This window comes from Asticcacaulis tiandongensis (assembly GCF_006475605.1).
Lineage (GTDB): Bacteria > Pseudomonadota > Alphaproteobacteria > Caulobacterales > Caulobacteraceae > Asticcacaulis > Asticcacaulis tiandongensis.
Map to the genome: position 1 here is coordinate 1026513 of NZ_SSBC01000010.1, position 19265 is coordinate 1045777.

Genomic DNA, 19265 nt, shown 5'->3' on the forward strand with positions numbered 1-19265 from the left:
AATCAGGGAGGCTTTTTTATAAAGTTTCCAGAACTTCCGCCTTCAGGTCACGGACAAAGGCTTCTCGCCAACTGACCACATCATCGGTCATAACCCCGTGCATCAGGGCCTCATAGCGCCGCTTACGCTCCGCAAGCGGCATAGAAAGCGCCTCATGGATGGTTTCCGACACGGCTTCACGGTCAAACGGATTTACGATCAGCGCATCCTTCATCTGCTCCGCTGAACCGGCAAATTGCGACAGGATCAGCACGCCGGGATCGTCGGGATCCTGAGCGGCAATATATTCCTTTGCCACCAGATTCATCCCGTCCCGCAGCGGCGTCACCAGACCGACATGCGCCGCGCGATAGATGCCCGCCAGTTCATCCCGACGATACGAGCGGTTGACGTAGCGGATCGGCACCCAATCGACCTGCGCATGCTCACCATTGATATGGCCCGACAAACTGTCCAGACGGTTGCGGATATCCTGATAAGCGTCGACCTCTTCACGCGAGGGCGTAGCGATCTGAAGCAAAAAGACATTGTTCTCATATTGCGGATAGTCGCGCAGGAACTGGTCATAGGCGACAAAGCGTTCCTCAAGCCCCTTGGAATAGTCAAGCCGTTCAACGCCAATCATCATCTTACGACCGTTCTGTGAGGTGCGCATGCGCTTGCAATAGGCCGCTGCCGTCGGGCTTTGGGAAGACTCGACAAATTCTTTGGCGTCAATGCCGATAGGATAGGCGGCAATATGCGTCACTTTTCCAAAGGCCTTCACACGTCCATCACCCAAATCCTCGCCACCGGCATGATTGAGGACATATTCCCGGAAGGCGCTGACACTGTCTTCGGTCTGGAAGCCAATCAGGTGATAGTCGAACATCGTCCTGACCAGTTCCAGATGTTTGGGCAGGGTCATCAATATGCGCATGGCCGGCCAGGGAATATGCAGGAAGAAACCAATCCGGTTCTTTGCCCCCTGCTCTCTCAGCTTGGCCGCCAGCGGGATAAGGTGATAGTCCTGCACCCATATCAGGTCATCTTCGACCAGCAGTGGCGCTACCCCTTCGGCGAAGCGCTGATTGACGCGGGCATAGCCTTCGTCAAACGAGCGTTCAAAACTCACCAGATCAGGGCGGTAATGAAACAGCGGCCACAGGGTCTTGTTGGCATAGCCGTTATAATATTCGTGTACATCCTGCTCATCGAGGTGCGTAAGGGCGACCGTCACGCCACCAATGCGCTGTACGGAAATCTGACCGGAGGTTTCGGCTACCTCACCGCTCCAGCCGAACCACATGCCGTTACCTTCGCGCAAGGCGGCGCTTAAGGCCATGGCCAGACCACCCACCGCGACCCCCGCCTTATCGGTCGGGGCGCTGACGCGGTTTGAAATAACAATCAGGCGGCTCATCGGATATCCTTCCACGGACGGCTAAGAAGGACGGCGCAGTTGATAATGCCGACCAATGAATAGGTTTGCGGGTAATTCCCCCAAAGCGTGCCGTCCTCAAAGGACGTATCTTCGGACAGCAGCCCAGCGGGGGTACGGGCTTTCAGCATGCCTTCGAACAATTCACGCGCCTCATCGCTGCGACCGGCGTAATGCAGGGCTTCAATCAGCCAGAAGGTGCAGAAATTAAACGCGGTTTCCGGCTCACCAAAATCGTCGGGCAAGGCATAGCGCAGCATATGCGGCCCGCGCCTCAGCCCCTTTTCAACGGCGGCCAGAGTCGCCAGATAGCGCGGGTCGTCGGGCGGAATATAACGCAGGTCAATCAGTTGCAGAATGCTGGCGTCAACCTCATCGACATCAAAGGCCGACGAATATAGCTCTGTGCCATCCGCCTGCTTAATCAGCGCCCTCTGATCGATGACGGTGCGGATATGGTCTGCCCGTTCCTTCCAGTGCGTGGCGCGCTCAGGCAAACCCAGCACGCTGGCAGCATTAGACAGGCGGTCGCAGGCCGCCCAGCACATGACCGCACTATAGGTATGCGGCTTGGCGAAGGTGCGGAACTCCCACAGACCGGCATCCGGCTGATCAAACACTTCAAAGGCCTTGTCACCTACGGCCTCAAGCTGCTCGAAATCGGCAAGCGTACCGGGCCGCAGCAGGCGCTGGTCAAAGAAGGCGTGGACTGAGGACAGGATGATCTGACCATAGACATCATGCTGATGCTGGATATAGGCCAGATTACCCACCCTGACTGGCCCCATGCCCTGGTAGCCTTTGAGGAAGGGGGCTTCGGATTCGGTCAGTGCCGTCTCAAAGCCGATGCCATAGACCGGCTGCATCTGGCCGTCTTCGGCACGATCCACAATATTCCTGAGATATTTGAGATAGTTCTCAAGGGTCTGCATGGTCCCCAAGCGCGTTAGGGCCTGCACCACATAATAGGCGTCCCTGATCCAGCAATAGCGGTAATCCCAGTTGCGCTGTGAATGCGGAGCCTCGGGCACCGAGGTGGTCATGGCGGCAATGATCGCGCCGGTTTCCTCATAAACACAAAGCTTCAGGCCAATGGCAGCGCGGATAACTTCGGTCTGATATTCCAGAGGCAAGGCAAGCCCACGCACCCACGCCTTCCAGTGACGATCGGTCTTTTCAAGCATGTGATGCACGGTCGAACGCAGATCACCCGCAAAACCTTCGTCTGGCCCAAGGAAGAAAATCTGTTCTTCCTCAAGGCGGAACTCACGTTCCTCAAGGATATGCGAGACCGGACAACTGGTGGTCAGACGCAAGATCGTATCACCACACATATACCGTATGTGATTGGAACCAAAGGTAGTTTCCGCCAGCGCTTCACCGTAATTACGTGTTGGCTTCAGGCGCACCCTCAGGCGGGGCGTCCCCTTGACCGGTCGCACAATGCGGCAATAGGAAACCGGACTGTACAGGCGCTCAAGACGCTCAAAACGCGGACAGAAATCGATGATCTCCACCGCCGCACCATCGGCATCAGTAAGCCAGGTATGCAAAACCGCACTGTTGCGCGCATAGGCCTGACGCACCGATACCTGATTAGTTACCTCAATGGCCCACAGCCCGGTTGCGGCCTCGGTGTCGGGGGCTACGCCTGACACAAGCGAGGAAAAGACCGGATCAGAATCAAATCGCGGCGCACAACTCCAGACCCAACGCCCCTGCGGGTCGATCAGGGCCGATACCATGCAATTACCAATAGGCGAAAGGTGCAGACTATGGGACGGACGCGCAGAAAGTTCTGCCACCACCGGATGGGTTTGGGCCCCCGCAGCATGACTTACGTCAGGCATAACAGACTCTCCTCAAGCCAGTTGAGTACGGCTTCCGGATCGCTCAGAGCATAGTCCGCTTCACTGCGGCCACCACCGACCTTGACGCCGAAACCGCCCGCCTGACGGGCCATGACAAACCCCACCTCATCTGTCAGATCATCCCCGACAAAGACCGGTCTGTGGCCCATGAACGGGGCCTCATTCATAAAGGCCTGAATGGCGTCCCCCTTATTGGGACCGTGCGTGCGCAGTTCGATCACCTCATGACCGGCCTGAAGACTAAGGCCGTTCTTCTCCACCAGAGCTTGCGCCTTGTTGATAATATCCTCTTTCGCCTCAGGCGCATGGCGATAATGCACGGCGACACTCAGGCTCTTGTCTTCGATATATATGCCGTCGTGACGGTCTTTCATTTCACCAAACACGTCTGCCACAGCCTCAAGCGCCTCGGATGCCACCGCATCCATGCGTTCACCAAAGGCCGTGCGGCGTTGCAGGCCGTGCACACCGGCCACAGACATCACGCTCTGCTCAAGAATATAATCAATCGTTGACGTATCACGCCCCGATATCACCGCAAGGCGCCCTTCAAGACGTGCCTGAAGGTCTTTGAGCAATTTTGTGCGGCGTTTATCAGGCACAACATCATCGGGACGCGGCATAATCGGTGCCAACGTCCCGTCAAGATCAAGAAATAAAGAAATTTTAGTTAAATCAAGGTATTCGGGTTTGGATTTCATCCGGCTCCCCACAGAAAATGGTCAGAGAAGATGTACGCAGTCGCGAGACGATCATTCAGCGACATCAAAGATATTACTTTAGGCATTCTTCATCATAACTCTGATTATTCAGAACTATTTACACGATCGCCTCACGATCCCGTTACCCTGCACCGCAGCACAAAAACACCATCAATAGTTGGCGGGCGGATCACTGGCGGGGAAGCTCTCCTCCACCATGTCATCAACCTTTTCATTGTCCATGTTTTCCCACTGGGCCTTTTCATCTTTCAGGCAGGTTTTGTGGGCGACAGGCGCATGCATGAAGCCATGACAAAACCGCTTGATCAGCGGCACAAGCAAAAATCCGGCGGCCGCAACGGCAGCAGCGGCCCCCAGCATTTCAGGGGCGCGTGGGGGCACGTCAGGAAGAGTCAGTACATAGGGCATGTCTCAGCTCCGCATATGTTGATTATTATCAATGATAGGCTGAAAGACTATCAAACCAACATATGCTTGAGGGCCGAGTGATATAAGAGAAGCGAAAGAGCCCCTAGATGCGTTTACCGGAAATAATGGTAACCGGTTCCTCAAGCATCTGCCCGTCCCAGCCACCGGGTTTGGTGGTTTTGGCGATTTTTCTGTTCAGGATACGACGCACGACGCTCATGCCGCTTATGACCTTGCCAAAGGCGGCATAGCCCTGATTATCACCCTCAGGGTCGCGTCCAGCGTCCATATAGGTCATGTCGCCAACCGACAGTGTAAACTCGTGCGAGGCCGTACCTACCGCATAGCGCGCCATGGATACGGTACCATTGGTGTGGGACAAGCCCGTCTGGCTGGTTGGCTCATGAGCAATCGGGGGGAAACGGTGTCCGGAGGTCGATACCTGAACGAACCCACCATTGTGCGACTTCATGGCCCGCCAGAAGGTGGCACCATCCAGCTTACCGGCATCGACATAACGCAGGAAATTCGCCGTCGTAATCGGCGCGGCCTTACCGTTCAGTTCCAGGACAATATCGCCCATGGTGGTTTCAAGCCTGACGCGCGCTGTGTCCGGCACGTCAATCGGCGGGAGTTCGGGTTCCGGCTCTGGGGCTTTCACCACCGGCTTCGGCGGCACGGGCTTAACCGGTGGTTTTTCAGGCTCCGGCTTAGGGCCACAACCGATGAGCGCCAGAAATCCCGCCACAGCACCGGTCGTCAGAAGGCCCCTGCGCCGCATAGCCTAAAGCCCCAGCTTCGCCTTGAGGATATCATTGACCGCCGCCGGATTAGCCTTGCCGCCGGTGGCGCGCATGACCTGACCGACGAACCAGCCGATGGCCTGAGGCTTGGTGGCCACTTCGGCCGCCTTATCGGGGTTGGCGGCAATGATCTCATCGACGGCTTTTTCGATGGCACCGGTATCGGTAACCTGTTTCAGACCGTGTTTTTCAACGATTTCAGCGGGCGTGATATCGCCCTTGCCGTCCCACATATGCTCAAACACCGTCTTGGCGATCTTTGAGGAAATGACATTGGTCTCGATCAGTTCCACCAGACCAGCAATATGCGCAGGCGGCAGCGGGCTTTGATCGATCTCAAGACCATCCTTGGTCAGGCGCGCCAGCAGTTCGTTCGTCACCCAGTTGGCCACCAGCTTGGCGTCACGCCCCTTGGCTGCGGCTTCGTAATAGTCGGCACGCGCCTGTTCGGTGATCAGCACACCGGCGTCATAGGCACTGAGACCATACTGGCTGATGAAGCGCTGACGCTTGTCGTCCGGCAGTTCCGGCAGGGACTTTTTGATGTCCTCGATCCACGCCAGTTCAAGCTCTAGCGGCAACAGGTCAGGATCAGGGAAATAGCGATAATCGTGCGCTTCTTCCTTGGAACGTAGTGAGCGCGTCTCAACCTTCACCGAATCGAACAGACGGGTTTCCTGATCGATGGTGCCGCCGTCCTCGATGATTTCGATCTGGCGGCGGGCTTCGTATTCAATCGCCTGCTGCATGAAGCGGAACGAGTTGACGTTCTTGATTTCGCAGCGCGTCCCCAGTTGCTTGAAATCGCCCGTCTCGCGGAAGCGCTCATAGGCACCAGGCCGGCACACCGACACATTAACGTCGGCACGCATATTGCCCTTTTCCATGTCACCATCAGACGTCCCGAGGTACACAAGGATGGTGCGGATTTTCTTGAAATAGGCCACGGCCTCTTCGGCGGAGCGAATGTCAGGCTTCGAGACAATCTCCATCAGCGCCGTACCGGCCCGATTAAGATCGACATAGGTGGCGTTCGGATCAAGATCGTGGATCGACTTACCGGCATCCTGCTCAAGGTGCAGTCGTTCAATGCGCACAGGCTTTGAGGTGCCATCAGACAGATCTATCAGCACTTCGCCCTCACCCACTATAGGGTAGAACAGCTGGCTGATCTGATAGCCCTGCGGCAGATCCGGATAAAAATAGTTTTTGCGGTCAAAACGCGAATGGGTGTTGATCTGCGCCTTAAGCCCCAGACCGGTTTTCACCGCCTGTTCGACGCAATAGCGGTTGAGCACCGGCAACATGCCTGGGAAGCCCGCGTCCACAAGGCTCACCTGCTCGTTCGGCCCGGCGCCGAAACCGACAGCCGCGCCGGAAAACAGCTTTGAGTTCGAGGCCACCTGAGCGTGAATCTCAAGGCCGATAACGAGTTCCCACGGGCCTGTGCGGCCCTGAATTGATTTAGAGTCGGTCATAAATTTCCTATAGCCGAAAGGCTGGTCTGTGGCCAAGACGGTTTATAAAAAAAGCACCGGCCAGTCGCAACATATGTCGCAACGTATCCGGCATTTACAAACTCCATTATGTCTGACAATATACCGTCAAAAATGGATCGCTGTAAACGCGACCTTACGGGAGAGTAACATGTCGCTATCACCAACCTCCAAAGGGTTTATGGCTCTTATTGCCGTTCTTTTCAGTGCCCTTCTGGCCGGTGGCACACTGGCTCAGACCTCAGACAATATGCAGTTGTCGGTCGGCACCAAATTCGTCAAGGATTACTGCCTTGAAGCCCGCGAAGGCGATTCCAGCGCCATCATAAATAAATGTAATGCGGGACCGCTTCAGGGGCTGCGTTACGACGAAGAAACCGGCCACCTGCGTCAGGGCGACAAATGCCTTGCGGCCACCACACGCGGGCAGCCCCTGACGGTGACAGGCTGCGCCGATTCCGATGATCAGAAATGGACGTTTAACCCCAATGGCACGCTCCAGAGTGATTCCGGTCAGTGCGCAGATATACTAAACTTTCAAAAGGGTGCAGGCACACCGGTCATTGGCTGGGAATGTACCGGCACGGAAAATCAGGCCTTCTTCGCCACGCGTATAAAAATCACCTCGGCCACACCTACTCAAAGTGCTGCGGCACCGGCGGCCCTGCAACCGGTTAAGGGCTTGCCCGTTATTGCCAGCTATTTCACACAAGGTCGGTGTCTCAATACGCTTGGCAATCGCGGCACGATCACGGTTGATAATTGCGACCGCCAACCCAACCAGAGCTTTGCCTTCAAAAGCGGCGTATCCGGGGCCATTGTTCAGGGCGATAAATGCCTGTCCTACGGTCAGAAAGGCCAGCCACTAAGACTTGAGGCCTGCACAGGGGCAGCCGGACAGGACTGGACCTTCACCACCGAAGGCACCTTGCGTAACCGTGACAATCTTTGCGCAGACATATTCGCCTTTGATACGCGGGCGGGTACGGATGTCATTGCCTGGGACTGCACCAATACAGACAACCAGAAATTCTATCCGGCAGTCGCCACCGAGGCGGGCAGCTTCTCATACGGCCCCGCCCTGGCTGAAAGCCTGCGGGCAGACAGCAAGATCACGACCGTCTCCATGCAGCCCGGTTTCTCGGCTCTAAATGTGACCGGTGCCAATGGCAAGCCTGTTTCTACCGATAGCCAAAACGCCCTCACTGGCGGTCAGAACAATACTCTGATCGTCGGGGGTGCTGGCGTCCTGACCAAACGGTTTGTCAACGGTCTGGCGGCCCCGTCCGTTACCAGCGCAGACGATGCGACAACTAATATTTTACCCTCAGACTGGGCTTTTTTCTCAGGAGCGACCGCCGGAATTATGCCGCTTCAATAAAGGGGACTCTCAGGCATACCCTCATAAAAAAACCGCCGGAGCCTGTAAGCTCCGGCGGTTTTTTTTAGCGATAATTACGCTTTGGCTTGTACTGTCTTACCTTGCCATTTTTGTGCGTATAGTAGCTATCGTAGTAGGGACGCTCATTATAATAGGCGACTCGATACCCCTCAGGTGCCCGTGGGGGCGTGTAATAACGTCCGCCATCATAGACATAATAACGGTTATTCAGGCATTCGGCCTTGTTCTTTTCTTTCTGATGCTCACCGATCTGGTTGCCGACCACGGCACCAACTACGCCACCGAGAATAGTGCCCTCAGTCTTGCGGCCATCACTGGCGGCCACATTGCCCAGCGCTGCACCGGCTGCTGCACCGATAACCGTACCCTTGGTCTTGGTATTCTGAACCTTTTCGTAGCAGAACCCGTCATAGCGGTTTTGCGCCTGTGCCGCAGAAGCCGCACCCATAAATGTCAGAGCCATGGCTACCGCGCCAACACCGGCGGCGATCTGTTTATATCCGGAGGTCATGCTCAAATCCTTTCAAATCAACTATACAAAATTATCATCTGCGTGATGACTTACCTTAAGCCCCCGTCCCTGAACCGTAACTGAACGAAGACTTAAGGTAGGAAAAAGCTCAGCCTACTGGCCATAGGGCCTTAAGCCACCGTCATTATAGGTGGGCGGATTGTTCGATTGATTATATCCGCGCCATTCGTAGTCATAGCCGTTGCGGCGGACGTAATAGTCGGCATTACCCGGGCGCTGATAGAAGTAGGTTGTCGTGTACCCTGCAGGCGGACTATCGGGTTCATAATAGCCGTTTTCAAAGATGTAATAGCGCCCATAAAGACACTCGACATTCTGGTTATTATTCTGGCGGTTCTTGGCGACCTGATTGCCGATGATGCCACCCAGAAGGCCACCAAGCACGGTGCCTTCGGTCTTGTTGCCCTTACCGGCAATCACGTTACCGAGGACCGCGCCGCCAGCGACACCGATTACAGTGCCCTTTGTGCGCGCCTGGCTATTTTTCTGGTAGCAATAGCCATCATAGGCTGCGCCGGAATGGTGAGTCTGGGCCATGGCGGGCGCCGATCCCATGAGTACGAGGCTTCCTGCTGCCAGCAACAGAGGCTTAATATTAGGCGTAATCATAGCACATGCCTTTCCTAAGGTTTCATGACCTCAAGAATAGGACAATGCGTGTAATCCTTCTCCGCGAAACATGTCGCGCAAAAATAAAGAACTGGTGGGTTTTGAGGGCCTATGCGCCCAGAATCCAGGCCTGAAATTCGATTTCAACCTCGGCACCATAGGCCAGACCGCTGACACCAAAGGCCGTGCGAACCGGCAGACGGGTTGGCTGGAAAAACGGTTTATAGATACGATTGAACGCACCCCATTTGTCCATGTCCGTCAACATGACCGTCGCTTTGAAGACATTATCAAGACTGAGACTGTAGCGTTCGAGAATGGCCTGACTGTTGTGCATGATCTGGCGCACCTGCCCGTCAAAGCCCTCGACCAGTTGCCCGTTATTATCCAGTCCGATCATCGCCGAAAGATAAAGCACAGGGCCAACCTGAACGGCCTCAGAGAATGGCGATCGCGGATGCGGATGCATATAGAAAATGGCACCGTCTGCATGGACAGGTTTTACCGGAGTCTCAGTTGAACCACTCATGCTCTGTTCCTTTCCAAATGACACACTTAGCGTCAAGGCATAGCTCATTTTCACACCAAGACCATGCGTTTGCATAGGCGTTATATAAATTTGCAGTCATAATCCGCCCGCAAGTACTATAATCAGACGTTTTATCCCCCCTGAACAGGGGTAGGCGAGTTGTTGTTTTACCGGCATGATTTGCCTGAAACGCCTGCCTGAAACACGGGCAACAGCGGCACAGGACGTCACTCACACCAACGGTACCTATTAATGAAAACCACGTTTAAAAAAGCCATCGTTTCTGGCATGGCCGTACTTCTGACAAGTTCGGCCTTTGTGCCTGCTGTGGCGCAGGAACAAAGCACCGAAGAACAGCTCAAAAACATTTCGATCATGTGCGCCAGTATTTATCAGGTTCAGATTGAGACAGGCGCAACCACGACTGATGCCGCCACAAAACGCGACCAGATGAAAAAGGTCTATATGGCTCTGGCCAAGGTTTCCGAGACCGATGTAAATGCTCAGGTCACTGAGTACACGGCACCGCTTAAGGCCATCAAGGCCAGTGATGCCAAGAAATGGGACGAATATATCTGGCTGTGCGAAGAACTTTCGAAGCCCGCCGCAAGCTGATTGAGACAGGTCGCCCCTTTTTCGGATGGGCGGCCGTCCCTCAGTAACCTTTAGGTTTAAGACTAAGCGTCTGATTCCGGTGCCGCTACAGACTCGCTAACCAGTCGTACACGGTAAATACCCTTTATGCCTTCGAACGGCACGACCTTGCCCTTACGCACCACCTCGATGCGTCCGGCATCCTCAAGCGACTGAATGGCGGCCCGCACCTGCGGCAACTGACGCCGCCAGTATTCGGCATTAATCGCCTTTGCGACTTGATTGGGGCCCAAAGTCTCATTATTTTTCAGATTTGAAAGAAGATCGATAATCAGGTCTTCCACCGGGTTCGACATGTTCGGGCCTTTGTAGCGTTAAGGAGTATCCCATGGCCGATCAACCCGCCCCCATTCAGGTCGAAGACGGCGATTTCAAGGGATGGTACCTTTCGCCGTTTCACGATGACTATGTCAACCTCATTGGGCCTTTTTATTATCAGCCTGATGAAAATGGCCAGATGCGCGTAGCCCTGAAGGTTGAACAGCGCCACCTGAATGGTGGCGGCATCATGCACGGCGGGTGCCTGCTGTCCCTCGCCGATACGGCCTTGTTTATCATCGCCATGGATGAAAATAAGACCTCAGGCGGCGTCACCATGCAACTGGATGCTCAGTTCGTCAGCCCCGCCAATCTGGGAGATATCATCATCGCTTCCGGCGAGGTCGTCAGATCAGGCAAATCCACGATCTTTGTGCGCGGTCAGATTACAACCAATGACACGCCGGTCATGGCCTTTTCCGGCATTATCAAACGCTCCAGCCGGTCAGGTGCTTAAAACAGTCCTGTCGGCATAGCCCCCACTATACTGGCCGACAAACAGGTGGCCAGAAAACCGGCAAACAGCGCCTTCCACACCATACCCATAACCTCTTCGCGGCGTTCAGGGATCAGTATACCAAGCCCTGTTACTGTGATGCCTACCGAACCGATATTAGCGAAACCGCAGATGGCATAGGTCAGGATCATGCGCGAGCGTTCACTCAGGGCCTCAACCGGCATATTGCCCAATGTGATAAAGGCCATGAATTCGGTCACGGTCAGTTTGGTCCCAAGGACATAGCCTGCGGTCTGCGCTTCACGCCAGTCAATGCCGATCAGCCAGGCCAGTGGCGCAAAAATTACGCTCAGGATACGCTCAAGCGTGATGGGCGCACCGGCCACATCCGGCAACAGACCCAGGAACCCGTTCAGAAGAGCCACCAGCGCTACAAACACGATCAGAATCGCTGAAATATTCAGCACCACCATCAACCCGTCCGCCGTACCTTTGGAGATCGCGTCGATACTGCCGTCATATTTCAGGGTGGAATTATAATCGATGGAAGCCAGCGCTTCGTCTTTCTGCTGCGGCACCATGATGCGCGACAAGACTATGCCTGCGGGGGCCGAGATGATCGAGGCCGCCAGCACGTGTCCGGCGGCATTAGGCAAGGTGTCGCGCAGGATCAGCGCATAGGCGACCATGGTTGACCCGGCGACCGTCGCCAGCCCTACCGTCATCAGCAAAAACAACTCAGAGCGCGTCAGCTTGTCGAGATAACCGCGTATGACAATCGGGCTTTCGATCATGCCTAAAAACAGATTACAGGCAACCGCCAGCGCCGAAGCCCCGCCCAGTCCCATGGTCTTCTCAAAGACGAAACCAAACCCGCGGATAACCCATTTCAGCACATTCCAGTGCCACAACAGGGCCGACAGTGCCGAAATCACCAGTATCAGCGGCAGAACCTGAAAGGCGAAAACAAACAGTGCCCCCTGATTTTCCACCACATAGGGCTGTGGTCCGCCTGCCAGATAGCCGAAAATGAACTGTGTGCCGCTTAAGGTAGCGGCATTGAGGGCATCGACCGCCCCGTTTATGTTCTCAAGCAAGGCTTTGGATTGCGGAAAGGCAAAGAAAATAAGCACCAGAACAATCTGAGCAGCTATGCCACCGAGTACCAGCCGCCAGGGAAACTGCCGACGGCTTTCCGACAAGGCCCAACAGACGGCAATAATCACCCCAATGCCTAAGAGACTTTGTGCATTCAACCAACCGTAGGACAGCATTTCCAAGTTCCCCTGAGGCCTCTTCTGTTTTTCCGTGCCCTGAGCATTAATCCTTTCACATGACATAAACACGACAATTACAGATGACAAATCATGTGCGTGACCTGTAGTCTATGTAAAATTATGCCGCCCCAAAATCTGAGGACAAGACGTGAGCGCTCCTTCCCCCGGCAATGACGCCACTACCCGCCACCTTCTGGTGGTGGATGATGATGACCGCATCCGCAATCTGCTTAAGGAGTTTCTGAGCCGTCAGGGCTTCCGTGTTACCGTGGCGGCCCATGCCGATGCGGCGCGACGCATGTTGCAACTGCTCGATTTTGACCTGCTGATTCTCGATGTGATGATGCCCGGCGAAGACGGGTTTTCCCTGTCAAAGTGGGTGCGTTCCAATTCCAATGTGCCGATCCTCATACTGACGGCACGTGGTTTGCCCGATGACCGGATCATGGGCCTGAGTATCGGGGCAGATGATTATCTGTCAAAACCCTTTGAACCGCAGGAACTTCTGCTGCGTATCGAGGCAATTTTGCGCCGTACCGGCGTTAAGCCTGCCCTGCCCAAGTCAATCAATATGGGCAATTTCAGCTTTGATCTGGAACGCGCCGAACTGACCAAAAGCGGGTCGCTGGTGCGCCTGACTGAGGCGGAGGCGCAACTGCTGAAATATCTGGCCGAACGCGCCAATGTGCCGGTGGATCGTCTTGATCTGGCCAAGGACAGTGTGGATACCACCGGCCGCGCCGTTGACGTTCAGGTCACGCGTCTGCGGCGCAAGATCGAGCAGGATCCCAAAAACCCGCGTTACCTTCAGACTGTGCGCGGCAAAGGTTACATGCTGGCGCCAGATTAATCGGCAATGCGCGCGTATTTTCGCCTTTTTAAACAAGCCATTAAACGCCGCTTTCCCCGCACCTTATGGGGACGGTCGCTGCTGATTATCGTCCTGCCGATCACTCTGATGCAGTTTGCGGTGACATGGGCCTTTTTCGATTTGCACTGGCAAACCGTAACCGCCCGCCTGTCCGAAGGGCTTGTCGGCGACATAAGCTGGGCGGTCGATGCCTATAAGGGCGAACCGACCCCTGAAAACATGGCTCAGATTGCCGCTGCTGCGCAAAAGTCCATGCAATTATCTATTGTCTATCAGCCGGATCGGGCACTGCCTGACAGCCGCCGCCGTAATCCGTGGACGGCGCTTGACCGGTCTTTGAAAGGCGCGCTTGAAGCACAGCTTGATGATCCCTTCTGGTATGAAACCACACGTTATCAAGGGGCTGTGGACATTCGTGTCGCCGTTGATGGCGGTGTCATGCGGGTCATTGCTCCCCGTGAACGGGCCTTTGCCACACGGGCCCATATCTTTATTTTGTGGATGGGCGGCGCGACGCTTTTGCTAACGACCATTGCCATATTGTTCATCCGTAATCAGGTGCGGGCCATTGAGCGCCTCTCTAACGCTGCCGAAAAATTCGGGCGTGGTGATGATGATCCTGACTTCAAGCCCTATGGGGCCTCTGAGGTGCGGGCGGCGGCGCAGAACTTCATCAAGATGAAAGAGCGCATACAACGCCATATAGATCAACGCACTACGCTTCTGGCGTCGGTCAGTCACGACCTAAGAACACCCCTGACACGCCTAAAGCTCGAACTGGCCATGGCCCCGCAGGATGAGGCCACGACCCGCATGAAACAGGACGTGTCCGAAATGGCCTATATGATCGATGAGTATCTGGCCTTTGCCCGTGGCGAGATGCAGGAAAGCCCGCAACCTGTTTTCGTTAATCAGTTAATTCAGTCGGTTATCGACGGGGCGAAGCGCGCCGGACACCAGCCGGAATTTATCCCCCTGCCTGAGGACGTAACCCTTCCCCTGCGGGAGATGGCCCTGTCACGTGCCCTGTCGAATCTGGTGTTAAACGGGTTCCATTATGCCAAAAACGTGCAGGTTTCGGTCGCCATAGAGCATAAGTCCAATGGCAAGCAGTCGCTGCACATCTATGTCGATGACGACGGCCCCGGAATCGCCCCTGAAAAGCGTGAAGACGCCATGACGCCGTTTTCGCGCCTTGATGATTCGCGCAATCAGAACAAAAAGGGTGTGGGTCTGGGGCTGGCGATTGCGCGTGACACGGTACGCGGCCACGGCGGTGAGTTACGGCTTGATCAAAGCCCGCAAGGTGGATTACGTGCCGATATCGGTATCCCCATCACATAAATGCCGAAATGCAGCTATAAGCGACCCCACACCCTCAAACCAGACCGAGCCATGATCCGTTCTCTTACCGCCTTAACGCTTGCTGCCGCCACCCTGTTGGGGAGTTGCGCGACCACGCCTGCGCCGACGCCGGTTGTGCCGGTGGTTACCCCTTCATCCCTGTCGCCGCAGCCGGTTTTGTTGTTTGATGTCAACAAGAACGGCCGCAGGCTTTATACGCTGAACGATGAGTTCCCCTATTGCGATAAGGCAACCGGCAAGGTCGTCGTGGTGCCCAAATGGTTCCGCACTGATTTTGCCTCTGTGCCGTGGTTTGCTCAGTTCGCCGTCAGTTCAGACGGCCCAACCATCCGTGCCGCTATTATCCATGACTGGCTCTATGCCATAGGTGAGCCCGGCAAGCGCAAGGATGCCGACGATATCTTCTATCGCGCCATGCGCAAATGGAATGTCAGTGAGGTCGAGGCCCAGATCGCCTATCAGGCGGTACGCAATGGCGGTGAACGCGGCTATGGTTTGCCGTCCGATTGGGTGTTCGTCAATCCGTCCCAGCCTGACAAGCGCATCCCTGCCCCCTTTGCCAAGCCAAAGACCGGTGTGGTGATGGTCATACCGCAATGCAAGGGCTTTGAGGCAATGGTCGCCAAGGGCTGGAAGGCCTATGGGCCGAAACCCGTTGCCGCTACTCCGGTTCAGAAAAAGTCACGGTTTGGCTTTTAGCAGGGCCTCAGGCCCTGCACCCGTCACACCCGAGGTGCGTGGCATCATCCGTTCCTATCGCAATGGAAAGGGTATTCTGGCTCGGCTCATAGGGGTGCAGGGCCTAAGGCCGTGCTAGATACGGCCTGTAAGGAATGTCCAGAACAGCTTGAAGCGCTGCCCCAGAGGCCCGCGCCGGTGGCCGGTCCAGCGGTCGGTGGCTAAAGCTGCCGGAAGGGCCAGAGGCAAAAGCTTGGGCGACAAGGTTTTAAGGGCCCGACGGGCTTCGCGGTACAGGTGCCTGTATTCGGTGTCACCCGCTTCATCGACGTTCAGCAAACCCTGCGCCCGCATCAAAGCCAGCGCGTAAAAACGTACCGGCGCCGTCAGGGCCGTCGTATCCGTATGAGGTGATATCAGCGTGGCCGCCTGCCGGATCAGTGACACATCGGCAGCATCGACCAGTTCAAGCGCCTGTTTGAGGCTCAGACGCCCTTCTTCGAGCAGCAGGCGATAGGCATCAATCGCTTCGCGGAACCGTTCGGCCTCAAGGCCATGCTGCCGGATCAGGGCTTCAAGCGCCACACTTAAGGGGTGATAGCGCACCTTGCGGCCTTCGGCGATTTCGTCAATCGCCTCATACCACCAGGTATAACGGATATCCCCCAGAAGGGGCTCCGATACCTTTTGCGGCACCTCACGCAACAGTTCAAGGAAGGCTGCCACCGCCAGAGCCTGCGCCCTGAGTGCCTCATCATCGATGAAGGCATAGCTCAGGCGCAGGATATCATCACGCGGCTCGGTTTCGATGTCTATGTCCGTTGGAGAGGACATCAGGGACGCGGTACGTTTTTGGGCTTATGCCCCCCAAGATCGACCACCTCAACCTGACCGGGGTTACGGTTGACGCCCCACAGCAGGATGATCGGTGCCGCGACATAGATCGACGAATAGGTACCGATAATCACACCAAAGATCAGCGCCACGGCGAAGACGAACAGCACATCGCCCCCCAGTACCGCCAGCCCCAGAAGTGCACCCACCGTCGTGATACCGGTCATGATGGTACGCGACAGGGTTTCGTTAAGCGACAGATCGACAATATCGCGCAGAGGCATTTTTTTATACTTACGCAGGTTTTCGCGCACGCGGTCGAACACAACGATGGTGTCGTTCATCGAATAACCGATAATCGTCAGGATGGAGGCCACCGCCGTCAGCGTAAATTCAAGATTGAACAGGGCAAACAGACCAAAGGTCAGCAGCACATCGTGCAACAGGCCAATAGCCGTGGCCACACCAAACTGCCATTCAAAGCGGAACCAGATATAGACCATCATCAGCAAGATAGCGCAGGCCAGAGCCAGAACCCCGCCGGTCATCAGTTCGCCCGATACCTTTGGCCCCACCACTTCGGTGCGGGTAAATTCAGCGCCCGAAATCTGCTCGGCGACATGGGACTTGATATTGTCAACGGCTGCTGCCGGATTGCCTTCGGGGGTTCCGAAGCGGATCGAGGCTTCGTTACCGGCGCTGCCCACGGCCTGAACCTGAATGTCGTGCAGATCAAGCGCTTCGAGTGTCGAACGTACCTGTCCCAGATCAATCTGGCCCGAGGTGGTGCGCATTTCAAGCACGGTACCGCCCTTGAAATCGACACCACAGTTCAGCCCTCCGCACGGCGGCGTAAAGGGATAGACCGTAAAGAAGACCGAAGCGACACAAAGCACTGCGGAAACCGCACCGGCTGCCTTGGCATATTTGACGAACTGGAAGTTCGTGACTTGCGGCATAAGGCGAATAAGCGGCCAGGCTTTTTTCTCGGTCGGATGTTCAACCGGAACGGTTTTCGGACGCTTGGTGCGATACCACCAGGCCAGAAGCACCTGCGTGATGAACACGGCCGTGAATACCGAGGTCAGAACCCCGATGGACAATGTCCAGGCGAAGCCCCGTACCGGCCCTGCGCCGAAGAAGAACATGATAATCGCCGCACCGAGCGTGGTCAGGTTGGCATCGATGATGGTTTCCAAAGCGCGGCTGAAACCCGCATCCAGCGACCCGATAACATTACGCCCCGAACGGATTTCATCGCGGACACGTTCATAGATCAGAACATTGGCGTCAACCGCCATGGCCAGAGTCAGAATAAGACCCGCGATACCGGGTAAGGTCAGGGTCGCCTGCGTCAGCGACATGGCCGCAATCAACAGGATCAGGTTCACAAGGATAGCGACAATCGAAATGCCACCAAACAGGAAGCCATAGGCCAGTACCATGAATACCAGCACGGACAGGAAGGCCACGACCGTCGAAATCTGCCCCTTGGCCACCGAATCGGCCCCCAGTTCAGCCCCGACGGTACGTTGTTGTTCGACATTCAGCGGCGCAGGCAGAGCACCAGCCTTGAGGACATTCACCAGTTCGGAGGCTTCCTGATAGGTGAAGTTACCCGTAATCTGACCCTGACCACCGGTAATCGCGGTGCGGATATTCGGGGCGGACACCACCTGACCATCGAGGATAATGGCGAACGGCTTACCGATATTGGCGGCGGTCGCGTCGCCAAACTTGCGCGCGCCCTGAGAATTGAAGCTGAAGGAGATAGCCGGTTTCTGGAATTCGTCAGTCGAAACCGAGGCATTGGTCAGGTCATCACCCGATACAATAATACGTTTTTTAACGGCGACCACAGATGAGAGGTTAGGGTCCATGCTCGGCAGAAGTTCCGTGCCGGGCGGGATACGACGAGCCTCAATGTCCGCAGGCGTTACAGTTACATCGACCATCTGGAAGGTCAGCTTGGCAGTCGTGCCGATAACGCGCTTAAGCTGTTCGGGGTCGCTTTCGCCGGGGGCCTGCACCACGATACGGTTCGTGCCCTGACGCATGATGGTCGGTTCTTTGGTCCCCAGATTATCGATACGCTTGCGCACCACCAGAATGGAGGCGTCAACCGCCGCCGCCGCTTCGAAGTTGCGGCCTTCGCGGGTAAAGGTCAGGCGCAGGGTCTGGTCAGGGCCTTTGGTAATATTGACGTCACGCACAGACTGGTTCTGCGGCAAGGGCATGGACAGATTGGCCAGCGCCTTTTGGGCGGCATCTACCTGAGCGGCATCGGAGATGCGTACCGAAACCGTGTCACCGCTTATGCTCGGGCCGGAAAAGGCAATCCGGTTATCCCGCAGACGGGCGCGGACATCTTCGGTCAGGTTCTGGGTCTTTTCCCGTGCCAGCGCATCGGTATCAACCTCAAGCAGCAACTCGGAACCGCCCTGAAGGTCAAGCCCGAGATTAAGCGTGTTCGGTGCCACAAAGCCCTTAAGGTTATCCCTGACGTTTTGGGGCAGGAAATTTGGCAGCGACAAATAGATGCCGGCCAGGGTGACAAAAGCCACCATAATAATTTTCCAGCGGGAAAGTTCCATCATCAGCGTGTGCCCTTAAAGGCTTGACCCTGTCGCAATGACAGCGACACAGGTGAACATAAAACAAGGTCTGCCCTTTCGGACAGACCCACATAACGGTAGCGGTTCAGATTAAGAAACGGTCGGCGTCGAATTCGCCGCAGCCGGTTCACCCTTGGCGCGCACTTCGGAGACCAGCCCCTTAACGACACGCACATTCACGCCCGAAGCGATTTCGACCATGACCTCGGCGTCTTCAACGCGGGTGATTTTCCCGATGATGCCGCTCGACAACACCACCGTGTCATTGCGCTTCAGGCCAGCGATCTTGGTCTGATGTTCCTTGGCGCGCTTTTGCTGCGGGCGGATGATAAGGAAGTACATCAGTGCGAAAATCGCAACGAAAGGCAGAATACTGACGATAGGGTTGTTCGGATCCAAGGCGG

20 protein-coding genes are annotated in these 19265 nt (G+C 55.7%); 6 read left to right on the plus strand and 14 right to left on the minus strand.

Annotated elements, in window-relative coordinates:
- Nucleotides 1-16 precede the first annotated feature (16 nt).
- From otsA to gatB, 6 genes are all read right to left on the minus strand, one after another.
- The gene (otsA, locus tag E5201_RS09025; protein ID WP_140985702.1) at nt 17-1402 is read right to left on the minus strand and encodes an alpha,alpha-trehalose-phosphate synthase (UDP-forming); all 1386 of its coding nucleotides are present in this window, start codon (nt 1400-1402) and stop codon (nt 17-19) included.
- Nucleotides 1399-3270 carry a glycoside hydrolase family 15 protein gene (locus E5201_RS09030; RefSeq protein WP_140985703.1) on the minus strand — a complete coding sequence of 624 codons (1872 nt, stop codon included), beginning with the start codon at nt 3268-3270 and terminating at the stop codon, nt 1399-1401. The genes otsA and E5201_RS09030 overlap by 4 nt, the downstream gene beginning before the upstream one ends.
- Nucleotides 3258-3992, minus strand: coding sequence for a trehalose-phosphatase (gene otsB / locus E5201_RS09035; RefSeq protein ID WP_140985704.1), 735 nt, complete (start codon nt 3990-3992; stop codon nt 3258-3260). Before otsB ends, E5201_RS09030 begins: the two co-directional genes overlap by 13 nt.
- 171 nt (nt 3993-4163) lie before the next feature.
- On the minus strand, nt 4164-4421 hold the full coding sequence (locus E5201_RS09040) for a hypothetical protein (RefSeq protein ID WP_140985705.1): 258 nt from the start codon (nt 4419-4421) through the stop codon (nt 4164-4166).
- A gap of 103 nt (nt 4422-4524) precedes the next feature.
- Nucleotides 4525-5202 (minus strand): peptidylprolyl isomerase, encoded by a 678-nt coding sequence (locus tag E5201_RS09045; protein ID WP_140985706.1) that lies wholly within the window; start codon nt 5200-5202, stop codon nt 4525-4527.
- A gap of 3 nt (nt 5203-5205) precedes the next feature.
- The gene (gatB, locus tag E5201_RS09050; protein WP_140985707.1) at nt 5206-6702 is read right to left on the minus strand and encodes an Asp-tRNA(Asn)/Glu-tRNA(Gln) amidotransferase subunit GatB; all 1497 of its coding nucleotides are present in this window, start codon (nt 6700-6702) and stop codon (nt 5206-5208) included.
- A gap of 169 nt (nt 6703-6871) precedes the next feature.
- Here gatB and E5201_RS09055 point away from each other — a divergent pair, with 169 nt between their 5' ends.
- Entirely contained in the window at nt 6872-8101 is a 1230-nt protein-coding gene (locus E5201_RS09055) for an RICIN domain-containing protein (protein ID WP_181404579.1), read from the plus strand.
- A gap of 64 nt (nt 8102-8165) precedes the next feature.
- Here E5201_RS09055 and E5201_RS09060 read toward each other — a convergent pair whose 3' ends face one another.
- From E5201_RS09060 to E5201_RS09070, 3 genes are all read right to left on the minus strand, one after another.
- The gene (locus E5201_RS09060) at nt 8166-8633 is read right to left on the minus strand and encodes a glycine zipper domain-containing protein (RefSeq protein ID WP_140985709.1); all 468 of its coding nucleotides are present in this window, start codon (nt 8631-8633) and stop codon (nt 8166-8168) included.
- Nucleotides 8634-8747: 114 nt separating this feature from the next.
- The gene (locus E5201_RS09065) at nt 8748-9263 is read right to left on the minus strand and encodes a glycine zipper 2TM domain-containing protein (protein ID WP_246050520.1); all 516 of its coding nucleotides are present in this window, start codon (nt 9261-9263) and stop codon (nt 8748-8750) included.
- 109 nt (nt 9264-9372) lie between these two features.
- On the minus strand, nt 9373-9792 hold the full coding sequence (locus E5201_RS09070; RefSeq protein ID WP_140985710.1) for a RidA family protein: 420 nt from the start codon (nt 9790-9792) through the stop codon (nt 9373-9375).
- 252 nt (nt 9793-10044) lie between these two features.
- On the opposite strand from E5201_RS09070, the gene E5201_RS09075 reads away from it, so the two are divergent.
- A complete protein-coding gene (locus E5201_RS09075; RefSeq protein ID WP_140985711.1) occupies nt 10045-10407 on the plus strand; it encodes a hypothetical protein in 363 nt (120 codons plus the stop codon).
- A 62-nt stretch (nt 10408-10469) separates the two neighbouring features.
- Here the strand turns inward: E5201_RS09075 and E5201_RS09080 are convergent, their stop codons facing one another.
- Nucleotides 10470-10742: a DUF3253 domain-containing protein gene (locus E5201_RS09080; protein ID WP_140985712.1), complete on the minus strand. Its 273-nt coding sequence runs from the start codon at nt 10740-10742 to the stop codon at nt 10470-10472.
- 32 nt (nt 10743-10774) lie between these two features.
- Between E5201_RS09080 and E5201_RS09085 the strand changes: the two genes are divergently transcribed.
- Nucleotides 10775-11221 (plus strand): PaaI family thioesterase, encoded by a 447-nt coding sequence (locus E5201_RS09085; protein WP_140985713.1) that lies wholly within the window; start codon nt 10775-10777, stop codon nt 11219-11221.
- Here E5201_RS09085 and E5201_RS09090 read toward each other — a convergent pair.
- The gene (locus tag E5201_RS09090) at nt 11218-12495 is read right to left on the minus strand and encodes a NupC/NupG family nucleoside CNT transporter (RefSeq protein ID WP_140985714.1); all 1278 of its coding nucleotides are present in this window, start codon (nt 12493-12495) and stop codon (nt 11218-11220) included. The two genes, E5201_RS09085 and E5201_RS09090, sit on opposite strands and share 4 nt — an antisense overlap.
- Nucleotides 12496-12646: 151 nt before the next feature.
- Between E5201_RS09090 and E5201_RS09095 the strand changes: the two genes are divergently transcribed.
- Genes E5201_RS09095 through E5201_RS09105 form a run of 3 tightly spaced genes read left to right on the plus strand, consistent with a single transcriptional unit; the run spans nt 12647 to nt 15433 of the window.
- Complete coding sequence (locus E5201_RS09095) at nt 12647-13348, plus strand: response regulator (RefSeq protein ID WP_140985715.1); 702 nt, start codon at nt 12647-12649, stop codon at nt 13346-13348.
- Nucleotides 13349-13354: 6 nt separating this feature from the next.
- Nucleotides 13355-14713, plus strand: a complete 1359-nt coding sequence (locus tag E5201_RS09100; protein WP_140985716.1) for an ATP-binding protein — start codon at nt 13355-13357, stop codon at nt 14711-14713.
- A 51-nt stretch (nt 14714-14764) separates the two neighbouring features.
- A complete protein-coding gene (locus tag E5201_RS09105) occupies nt 14765-15433 on the plus strand; it encodes a DUF1353 domain-containing protein (protein WP_140985717.1) in 669 nt (222 codons plus the stop codon).
- Between the two features lie 114 nt (nt 15434-15547).
- Here the strand turns inward: E5201_RS09105 and E5201_RS09110 are convergent, their stop codons facing one another.
- From E5201_RS09110 to yajC, 3 genes are all read right to left on the minus strand, one after another.
- Nucleotides 15548-16246: a squalene/phytoene synthase family protein gene (locus tag E5201_RS09110; protein WP_140985718.1), complete on the minus strand. Its 699-nt coding sequence runs from the start codon at nt 16244-16246 to the stop codon at nt 15548-15550.
- The gene (secD, locus tag E5201_RS09115; RefSeq protein WP_140985719.1) at nt 16246-18843 is read right to left on the minus strand and encodes a protein translocase subunit SecD; all 2598 of its coding nucleotides are present in this window, start codon (nt 18841-18843) and stop codon (nt 16246-16248) included. Before secD ends, E5201_RS09110 begins: the two co-directional genes overlap by 1 nt.
- 108 nt (nt 18844-18951) lie before the next feature.
- Entirely contained in the window at nt 18952-19260 is a 309-nt protein-coding gene (yajC, locus tag E5201_RS09120) for a preprotein translocase subunit YajC (protein ID WP_281280214.1), read from the minus strand.
- Between the last annotated feature and the right edge of the window lie 5 nt (nt 19261-19265).

What these genes read in the sequence shown, in the direction of transcription:
- E5201_RS09085 (WP_140985713.1), top strand. Translation starts at nt 10,775, where the DNA reads ATGGCCGATCAACCCGCCCCCATTCAGGTCGAAGACGGCGATTTCAAG.
- E5201_RS09090 (WP_140985714.1), bottom strand. Translation starts at nt 12,495, where the DNA reads ATGCTGTCCTACGGTTGGTTGAATGCACAAAGTCTCTTAGGCATTGGG.
- E5201_RS09045 (WP_140985706.1), bottom strand. Translation starts at nt 5,202, where the DNA reads ATGCGGCGCAGGGGCCTTCTGACGACCGGTGCTGTGGCGGGATTTCTG.
- otsA (WP_140985702.1), bottom strand. Translation starts at nt 1,402, where the DNA reads ATGAGCCGCCTGATTGTTATTTCAAACCGCGTCAGCGCCCCGACCGAT.
- E5201_RS09070 (WP_140985710.1), bottom strand. Translation starts at nt 9,792, where the DNA reads ATGAGTGGTTCAACTGAGACTCCGGTAAAACCTGTCCATGCAGACGGT.
- E5201_RS09110 (WP_140985718.1), bottom strand. Translation starts at nt 16,246, where the DNA reads ATGTCCTCTCCAACGGACATAGACATCGAAACCGAGCCGCGTGATGAT.
- secD (WP_140985719.1), bottom strand. Translation starts at nt 18,843, where the DNA reads ATGATGGAACTTTCCCGCTGGAAAATTATTATGGTGGCTTTTGTCACC.
- E5201_RS09105 (WP_140985717.1), top strand. Translation starts at nt 14,765, where the DNA reads ATGATCCGTTCTCTTACCGCCTTAACGCTTGCTGCCGCCACCCTGTTG.
- E5201_RS09100 (WP_140985716.1), top strand. Translation starts at nt 13,355, where the DNA reads ATGCGCGCGTATTTTCGCCTTTTTAAACAAGCCATTAAACGCCGCTTT.
- E5201_RS09060 (WP_140985709.1), bottom strand. Translation starts at nt 8,633, where the DNA reads ATGACCTCCGGATATAAACAGATCGCCGCCGGTGTTGGCGCGGTAGCC.
- E5201_RS09040 (WP_140985705.1), bottom strand. Translation starts at nt 4,421, where the DNA reads ATGCCCTATGTACTGACTCTTCCTGACGTGCCCCCACGCGCCCCTGAA.
- E5201_RS09065 (WP_246050520.1), bottom strand. Translation starts at nt 9,263, where the DNA reads ATGATTACGCCTAATATTAAGCCTCTGTTGCTGGCAGCAGGAAGCCTC.
- gatB (WP_140985707.1), bottom strand. Translation starts at nt 6,702, where the DNA reads ATGACCGACTCTAAATCAATTCAGGGCCGCACAGGCCCGTGGGAACTC.
- otsB (WP_140985704.1), bottom strand. Translation starts at nt 3,992, where the DNA reads ATGAAATCCAAACCCGAATACCTTGATTTAACTAAAATTTCTTTATTT.
- E5201_RS09030 (WP_140985703.1), bottom strand. Translation starts at nt 3,270, where the DNA reads ATGCCTGACGTAAGTCATGCTGCGGGGGCCCAAACCCATCCGGTGGTG.
- E5201_RS09080 (WP_140985712.1), bottom strand. Translation starts at nt 10,742, where the DNA reads ATGTCGAACCCGGTGGAAGACCTGATTATCGATCTTCTTTCAAATCTG.
- E5201_RS09075 (WP_140985711.1), top strand. Translation starts at nt 10,045, where the DNA reads ATGAAAACCACGTTTAAAAAAGCCATCGTTTCTGGCATGGCCGTACTT.
- E5201_RS09055 (WP_181404579.1), top strand. Translation starts at nt 6,872, where the DNA reads ATGTCGCTATCACCAACCTCCAAAGGGTTTATGGCTCTTATTGCCGTT.